The sequence below is a fragment of the Psychrobacter sp. FME5 genome (assembly GCF_014861375.1).
GTDB lineage: Bacteria > Pseudomonadota > Gammaproteobacteria > Pseudomonadales > Moraxellaceae > Psychrobacter.
In genome coordinates, this window is sequence record NZ_RRYX01000119.1 from 1 (window position 1) to 8,793 (window position 8,793).

Genomic DNA, 8,793 nt, shown 5'->3' on the forward strand with positions numbered 1-8,793 from the left:
GCTACTTTAACAAAAACCTCTTATCAGGTGTCCTAAATTAGTTGACCACTACAGGACATCCATTACTACGCAAACAAAGCCCAAACTCATACCGCCGCTCATGGTGATGTAACGATACAAGCGCATAAAAACGAGATGCGACTCGATAGTGAGCAAGTGCTACGCATCCACAGCCGAGACAGTATTGAGATTATTGCACCTGATACGCTGACTCTAAAATCAGCGGGTAGTGGTATTGAGATAACAGGTGGTAATGTGACGTTTATCACGCCTGCTCAAGTGGGCTACAAGGCGAGTAAGATGGATCGGGGTAGTGGGGGTGGAAGCAGTCCAACGATTACCATGCCTCAGGGCGAGCTTGCCGACTGTGCTGCCAAAACTGGTAGTGCTGGTAATAAAGGCGGAGCGGTTTAGATATGCTAGTACCAAAAGTAGAGTTTCTCGATGATATTCAAGCGACTGACGAGTATCAAAAGCAACTTAAGGTTTTATATCTAACAGTCTCTGACAATCAATATAAAACGTTGACAGTCCTGATTGATTTAAATACTTACGGCACAGCAGTCTTTGATCTATTAGACTGCGGTATAGACTTACCATTTGAGCGTATCAAACGCATTCATTATAGCTTTAGCGATGATTTGGCACTTATTGAGATGTCACTAGATAGTAGTAAAGGTCAACGGCTACTTGAGCAACTACTGGCATTGGCACTATACGAAAACACCTATGATATATCTGGTCACCCGCACCCACGTAGTGTCTGTCTATGGTTATTTGACCAACCAATCACCGAAACGCTCAAGCATAGTATCTATCTGATAGGACAGGCGTATGGAATGGGGACAAACAAGCGTCGTTATTTGCGCTATTGGGACCCTAGAGTATTAGCGCTATTAACACATCTGTGGACTGCTCCGCAAAAGCTGCAAGTATACCAGTTAGGATTGTCTCGTATTCACTATGTAGATTGGAATAACACCTTTATAGAGATAGCGTTGCCAACACCCAATGAAGTCTATCCGTCTAATACGAAAGTGGCATTAGAGCAGCTTAAGCCGTTACCTTTTCGGTTCAGCCAACAGCAGTGGCAGCTGCTTATACAGACAGAGTGGATAAATATGATACTGCGGCAGTTAAAGGGCCAAGTGGTAATCAATGATCAAGTTTATGACATTATCATCAGTCAAGCTCTACTGATTGCTCAGCGTAAAATGTCGCAGCAGCAAGCCATTAAGAATATTGTCAAAAGCTTAGAGCGAATTAAAAATAAAGGAGTACAGGCATGAGTAATGGTTTGTGGGATTCTATAACAAGTGCTCTAGGAATGGATGACAAGGAAGCAGATGTATCAGAGCACCAAGAATCGGTGCCTGTAGAGCGAACATCAGAAGGTAGTGGTACGGATGATAGCTCTCTGCCGTCTGTTGAATTAGCCCCAATTATAGTAACATCATGTGATTATAGGTGTGGAAAGACAGAGATACCGATTTTACCCGTGGTATTTAGTCGAGATGATTATAGAGTAAATGATAATGACAAGCGTTATTTTGGGGATGAGCTGTCTTCAGAATCAGCCAAACATGATGCTATCGCGAGCCTACCTACATACACCTACCTTTATTGTTTTTATGATTATATTGATGATTATGGAGATGAAGTAAAATCAGTTAGAGAAATATTTACTGGTAAAGACGGTGCGCTAAGGTATATCAAAAAATATCTAAAAGAGGATTTTGAAGAAAAAAAAGAAGATACTAATAAGATAGAGGTGACAAATATAGATGAGACTGACGATAATACACTTGACGAAATGGTACAGCCAGCTACCTGTGATCGAGATGATCATAGTACGTTAGATAGTAAATATATTACCCTAGGTCCAGGTGAGATAGTATGGCTTATGGTCAGTCATGCCCAGCTAAGTAAAGCAGCATTAAAAAAATATTTTTATGATGAAGCATTACGCGATAAGCGTATGCAAAAGTTCGTCGCTGACGACTTGGCTGATAATAAAAATACTAAATATATGTCTGAGCACCTCCCGGAAATAGAGTATATAAATAGTTTCCATCAACGAAAGCAGCTAGAGCAGGGCGGTGACATCGGTGATAAACTTACAATACATGAAAAATATGCAAAAGAAATTGTTGGTGAAGATGAAGATGGAGAAGTTGAGGAGATTATCCTAAAAAAGGATGCTAATGGTGCTATAAATTCGGCTTTTCAGCTATACAAAAATATGGAAAGGGGTATTAATGATAAGATAAGCGATCTTGAATCTAATATAAATGAAGGTTACGAGGGTTACGAGGATGATAAATTAGAAGAAGAGTCTGAAAAGCACCAATTGAAAATTTTAAAAGATACCAAACCTATGATGGTTGCTCTACACGATCCTGTAGGAGACGTGTTGGCATCAGCGGAGAAACGGAATTACCTAATTAAGAAACTAGATGATGCTCAAAAAAATAAAGGTCAAATGCGAGAGCAAGTCAATGCCATTATTATTGACAATATTAGAATGAGGGTAGAAGCAGGTACTGGGTACGATTCTTCCAGATCACAATCACCTTCTGAGTTGGCTTATCATATAGACGGCCGAAATAAAGTAAGTCAGGCGAACAATAAGAATATCTATGACTATATCGACCGCTCAAGGTTCAAATCAGTTTTGTCTGCTGCAAAAAAGAGTAAAAGTGATAAAAGGGATATTGCCAAAGCTAGGCAAATATTTATAGATGCCATCGGCTATGACAAAAACAAACAGGACACACTAGACTTCGCTTTTGTCATGCGTGAAGACTTTCCAGAAAATGATGAAGAAAGTCATTTGGGCTATGCTCAAATTATGGCTGAAGCGACTCAAGGCATCGGCATTGATGAGAGTAATATGGGTATACCAGATGCAATATGGTTAGGTTACAGCCCCAAGAAAGTAAACGGTATGACTGCGGAGCAAGAGTTTAGACAGTCGTTACTGCCTTGCATCTCCGGTGAACAGCCTACGGCAGATAACTGGTTTTTTAAGGCATTAATCGGGCTTGATAAAGAAGATCTTAACAGATTTGAAAACCCGCCAGCCTATGAAAACTCAGCACGTCTCAGTGAGGCTGCTGGTGCTGTTGCACAGTGGATAGAGATGTTTGATAAAAGTAAAAAGAAGAAAAAGATTGCAAAAAATGCGTCTATATCTGTCGCTACTAAGGTAGATGAAATAAATAAAATTGCTGCTAATCAAGCTAGAATTATTGAAACCTATTCAAATAATCAACAATACATTCAAACTGAGCATGGTTTATTAAACCGAGGAGAAGTATACATTAGAGCCTCTGTTGCTAAAACATCAGGGTGGAAACAAGGTTTCCTAAAAGTGCTTCATATACCATTTAAACATCAAGTAAAGAAAAATATTACAAAAGCCTCACTCAATATGGATAGTAAATTACTCCCTGCTGCTATAGACAAGGAGGCAATTTTGGCCGGTTCATCGGCATCCAGACGAAGTGCTCCCTTTGCTATAGATTTTGCAAAAACATTTAATTTAGATGCTACTGCAGTAAGAACCGTCAACGATGCTGCTTCAGGTAACAGACAAGCAGTCTTAGATGTTGTTACGTATCTTGGAGACGATGCTGTAAACAAGGCCACATCTCTTAGTAGGCAACTGTCACAGTCAGGCACTGAGCTGGATAGTTTGCTGAGGACGACTGACGATGATTATCGACAGCTAGATCGAAGATCAGCAGGTAAGGCCGCCATGATCTCAGCCGCCGTGATGGCCTTTCAGTTAAGAAGTACATTAATCAATAAAGATAAAATTAGCGCGATGGTAGTTCGAGGCGATCGTGCCAGTCTTGAGTTTATGACAGCTTATACCAGTACAACACTTGCTTTGACCAGTGCTAGCCTTGATGTAGCCAATGCTGGGCTACAGATGAAAGTAGCACGCAGTGCATGGGTCGCAAGGCTGAGTCTCAGCGTCGGTGTACTTGGTGCTGTGGGTGCTGGTTTTGAGATTTATAGTTTGTCTATTTCATTAGAGAGACAGTTAGAGAGTAAAAGTTATGGTAGTGCTGTAGCAACAGGTGTCGCTGCAGGTGCAGCATTAACAGCAGGTATTACAGGTACAGCAATTGCTTTAGGATTTGCAATGCCTTGGGTAGTGGGAATTATGGCGGTCGCCTGGACAGTGAGCTTTTTTGCTGGTTGGATCGCATCTAACTATGATAAAAGCAATATCCTCCCAGTACACTATTGGCTAGATGCAGGTGTCTTTGGCAACAAAAAAATGATCGATGTCAACGACTATCCAAATAACCCTTTTAGCAACTCAGCCAAAAAAATCACACCGATGGCAAGTCTTGAGCAAGACATGCATGCCTATGCATTGGCATTGACCAGTATTCGGCTTGAGCCAAGATTTACCACCAGGGCAGAAGGCTTCAATAAAGTCCTCTCAGGGCAGCTGACTGCTGTCATCAGTCAATGGGAAGACAAAAGTAAGCTTGAGGTACAATACATCGGTATTGGCGATCAAGAGCAAATCCTAAACACAGAGACAGTCAGCATAGGGATACTAAAGCAACAAAACAAAACCAGGGAGACCTCAGAAGGGCTGCAAATCACCTTAGATATTCCTGAGACCAGTCACTTTAAAGAGCCAGCTTGGCAATCAATAAAAGACTCATCTTGGGAGTATCATAATAATAGGGAAAACCGAATAGAAGAAGCCCGTCAAGCAGCTCGGAGCGATCCTGATAGTCAAATCGAGCAATTAAGAGTGGTCGCACTATATTCATTGAACCCAGATGCACACCCACATTATCAACTACGTACTACGGTGACGAGTCAATAAGGAAAAAAACATGCAATTACGCGACGACTTTGCTACCCACGTTAGTGAGCTTCACAACCCTATTGACCGTCCTTATACCGCCAGTATAGACAAAAGCTTATTAGAGAGCACTGAAGATATTGAACATCTTAATAAAGAAATTCATGATGTTAATCCTGATTACTTAACATTCCTACCAGCGTACTTTTGGGTATTTTATTTTGCGATTGGCTGGGTTTATTTTTCTGTTTTTATGTTTTCTGTTATGAGTCTGATAGTAGTAGGAGATAAAGATTTATTGAATTCCGATTTTATGGTTTGGTTTTTAATAGTTGGGATTTTCATGTTTATACCAGCATGTACACCACTAATTCTACTTCTCTATCAATTTATTAGAAAACATCCTATTCGAACCCAGTACTACTTTTTAAAAAAAGAACAAAAAATAGCCTACTACTACCGCCCATTCTGGAAATTTAGACAGCCCTATGAGCTGAAAATAGTAGACTACAAAGACGTCCGTCCAGACCTTCATCAAGATCCGTACAATCGAGCCTACACACCGCTTAATCTATATGTTTCAGATCCTAATACAGGTGACATCACCCATCATCTCAAGCTAGAAGATTATAGAGTAAACCCACGCGTACAATGGGCATTTATCCGCACTTATATGGAAAGCCCTGCAGATGAGTTGCCAGTAGACGCTCAGTTCTGTGAGGCTTATCCAGCTGACACAAGCAAATCACTATTTGCCTGTGCTGATATTATCTATCGCAAAAACGGCATAATACCTAGCAATCATTCTGGTGGCGGTCAGATCATGATCTTTATCATAGGCTCAATAATCGCTTTGGGTAATCTATTTCAGGCCAATCATTATCAGTGTACCAAGCGAGCCATTTTACATCCTGATGTGCAAAAGCTACTCACATGGAATGGTAAAAATAACCCGTATCCTATTCAACTGATTACACCAGAAGCTACGAGGGCATTTCGAGGTAAAAACTGGCAAGTGAATATCAGATGGATAGTGGCGATTGCGATTAACGTTGGTTTATTTGCTTGGGCGGTAGTGGCTTATAATAGTTAGCTAGTAGTTCTAAAATAAAAACTCCCTATTCACATATCATATGAATAAGGAGTTTTTTGATTCACACTTTCGTTTTTAACTCAATACCATTTTTAAAAATTAGGTTAGAAAAAAACGAATTTATGACGACGAATCGTCTATTTTGAGTTTGGTAAGTTTAAAAGTGATGAGTATAACCAACGGTATAAGTACGTCCTAAACCTTTGTAATCAAACGCTGATTCAGGTGCATAGCTACCATAATATATTTGCGCTTGCTGTCCCCAAACGGTGGTGTAGTCGTTGTCGAGTATGTTTTGTACGCCCAGACTAAACTCGCCTGAAGGTAAGAAGTATGTGTAATCAAGATCAACGGTGGTATAGCCATCAAGCTCTTGAGTTGAGTCACTGCTTGAATCGTAACCTGAGACATCACTCATCATATTGGCTTGTAATTTAAGCGCTTGGTTTTCATCTTCCCAACGTGTCCACAAGCCGTATTTGGCGGGGCTGGTATCAGTCACGACAGTGTCTTTATAGTCGCCATTGACCTGCGTCTCGCTTTTAACCCAATGCGCCAGTGCACCGATGCTCACATTGTCATTAATCGCATAGTCGCCCTTTGCTTCAATGCCATACACACGTTTCTTATTATCACTTTGAGTGATCAATAGGGTGCTGCGGTCATAGTCGATACTGCCATCTGATAGGCTATAGTAACCAGTCAGCTGACCTGTCAAGTTATTGTGATTGAACGAAGTGCCTAACTCGTAGCTATCGGTTTTGATGCCATCAAGCTCGGTACCTGAAACGTTGGAGCCATTAATAAGCTCATAATAATTTGCTGCATTTTTTGTATAGATGCCTTGACCATAAAACTTAGCAGGATCAGGTAACTCAAAGCCTTGCGAGAAGTTCGCAAAATAGCGTAGGTTGCTGTTAGGTTTATAATTAAGCCCCAAGTTGAATAAGCTAACATTATAGTCCGTGCTACCGCCAGGGATTGCGTCACCACCAGTGGCATTGCCTAAGGCAATATCAGTCTGTACGGCGTCAGAGACAAAATCATCGATTTTATTGTTTAGATGTTGATAGCGCATACCAGCTGTCGCGCTTAGCTTATTGGTTAGCTCATAATCACCTTGAATGAAACCAGCAACAGAATTTACTTCAGTGCCAGGGTAGCGTCCAACAGTGGCAAACTCATCATTGACCAGACCACCAGTAGCAATACTCGTACTCGGATTAAATATCATCTTATTACTATCAAGTTTGTCTTGATAGCCGTCGATACCATAGGTTAACTTGAGTTTATCAGTCCAATCTTTGCTCAATGCGACACGTGCTGAAGTCACATCAGTTGACTGCTCTGAAGCGGCGAAATAGGTGCCATAGATGAATGGAATGAAATTCAGCTCTTCGGTACGATGTGATAGCTGAGCATATACTTCATGACCGAATAAGTCAGTATTGTGGTAATTGGCATTGTACTGCTGACGTTCCGTACTGGCTTGTCGATCACTCTCAAAACCATCACTAATCTCGGCACCGAATGGATAAGTGGTTAGATCATACTGAATACCGTAATCCGTATCTTGCTCACTCTTATAGTACTGTGCTGACAAGTCTAAAGTTTGCTGGTCATCAATCTGTAGTTGTGTGCTGGCTAAGATATCAATGGTCTCATTGTCCTGCAACGAACCCTGAGTGGTATCGGGAACGAGCATCTGACCGCTGCCGTCGAAGAAAGAACCAGTTTGTTCGTAGGTAACGGCTAGCTTGCTTTTGATGTTTTCTGTACCACCACCAATTGAGGCGTGACCTTTATAAGAGATGTCGTCCTCATCTTGAAAGCCGGAAGTTGCTTGTATAGAGGTGGTGACTTGTGGCTCACCAGATTGTGCTTTTTTGGTCTTAATATTGATAATACCACCGGTGGCACCGCCACCATACACCGCTGATGCGCCAGACAGTACTTCGATACTTTCGATATTTTCCATACTGATCGAATCTAAATAGCGACTGATGGCCCGCGATGAGTTCAGCGATACACCATCAATCATCACCTGCATGTCACGTCCACGCAAGTTCTGACCTGCACTCGTGCGACCACCGCTACCCAAATCGAGAGAGGGTACTTCTTGAGCGATAAAGTCGCCTAAACGCTTACCAGTACGGGCAGCTTCATCGACTTTATATTCATCGATATACCAGACAGTCGCTGGAATATCAGAGATTGCTTTTGGTGTTTGGTTGGCAACGACGACGATAGGGTCAAGCGTGACACTTGGCTGAGCATTTGGATCAGTATTAATAGTAGTATCAGCAAATGCTGGACTGAGATGTAATAGCGTACCAGCTGCTAAGTACAAAGGCGCTTTTTTTGCCATCTGTAACTGAGTTAAAATGGCACTATACAAGCGAGAGTGAGGTAATGAAATAGCTGAGAGGGTGCGCTTAGACATAATACAACCGTATTGTAAATGATAATTGTTATCGATGATAATACCTTTATCATTTAATCATGTCTATAGGTTGTTCTTTGGTAAACAAAGCTGACTAGGTGTATCCATAAAGCCTGTTCAATTAAAGACGCACAAAAATAAAAAAACTGCCAAACACTTTTTTAGTAGTGGGCAGTTTTTATTTGTTTATAGCAGAACAAGCCAATACTCAGGGCGCGTCGAGCTAAAAGGCACCGCTGAGTCCGACAAACAAGCTCGTTGATTTATCGTCATCACCTTGTGAGTGGGTGATGCCAGCATTGGCATTTAACAGACCAAAGCTTCTAGATAGCCCGAGAGTCATACCGAGGCTGTCATCGTCAGTGTGTAGTGGTCAACTAATTTAGGACACCTGATAAGAGGTTTTGATTAAAGTAACGT

5 protein-coding genes are annotated in these 8,793 nt (G+C 41.4%); 4 read left to right on the top strand and 1 reads right to left on the bottom strand.

The features are described from left to right. Positions 1-57: 57 nt before the first annotated feature. From EI161_RS12265 to EI161_RS12280, 4 genes are read left to right on the top strand one after another with little or no spacing between them, the layout of a single operon-like run. Positions 58-414, top strand: a complete 357-nt coding sequence (locus tag EI161_RS12265; protein WP_318779370.1) for a DUF2345 domain-containing protein — start codon at positions 58-60, stop codon at positions 412-414. 2 nt (positions 415-416) lie between these two features. Then, positions 417-1,289, top strand: a complete 873-nt coding sequence (locus EI161_RS12270) for a hypothetical protein (RefSeq protein WP_192529676.1) — start codon at positions 417-419, stop codon at positions 1,287-1,289. Continuing rightward, positions 1,286-4,858: a toxin VasX gene (locus EI161_RS12275; RefSeq protein ID WP_192529677.1), complete on the top strand. Its 3,573-nt coding sequence runs from the start codon at positions 1,286-1,288 to the stop codon at positions 4,856-4,858. The genes EI161_RS12270 and EI161_RS12275 overlap by 4 nt, the downstream gene beginning before the upstream one ends. 10 nt (positions 4,859-4,868) lie before the next feature. Beyond that, entirely contained in the window at positions 4,869-5,930 is a 1,062-nt protein-coding gene (locus EI161_RS12280) for a DUF6708 domain-containing protein (RefSeq protein ID WP_192529678.1), read from the top strand. Between the two features lie 157 nt (positions 5,931-6,087). On the opposite strand, the gene EI161_RS12285 is transcribed toward EI161_RS12280, so the two are convergent. Continuing rightward, complete coding sequence (locus tag EI161_RS12285) at positions 6,088-8,373, bottom strand: TonB-dependent receptor (RefSeq protein WP_192529679.1); 2,286 nt, start codon at positions 8,371-8,373, stop codon at positions 6,088-6,090. Positions 8,374-8,793 lie beyond the last annotated feature (420 nt).

Excerpts from the sequence above, each read along its gene's own strand:
- EI161_RS12270 (WP_192529676.1), top strand. The coding sequence starts at position 417 with ATGCTAGTACCAAAAGTAGAGTTTCTCGATGATATTCAAGCGACTGAC.
- EI161_RS12275 (WP_192529677.1), top strand. The coding sequence starts at position 1,286 with ATGAGTAATGGTTTGTGGGATTCTATAACAAGTGCTCTAGGAATGGAT.
- EI161_RS12280 (WP_192529678.1), top strand. The coding sequence starts at position 4,869 with ATGCAATTACGCGACGACTTTGCTACCCACGTTAGTGAGCTTCACAAC.
- EI161_RS12285 (WP_192529679.1), bottom strand. The coding sequence starts at position 8,373 with ATGTCTAAGCGCACCCTCTCAGCTATTTCATTACCTCACTCTCGCTTG.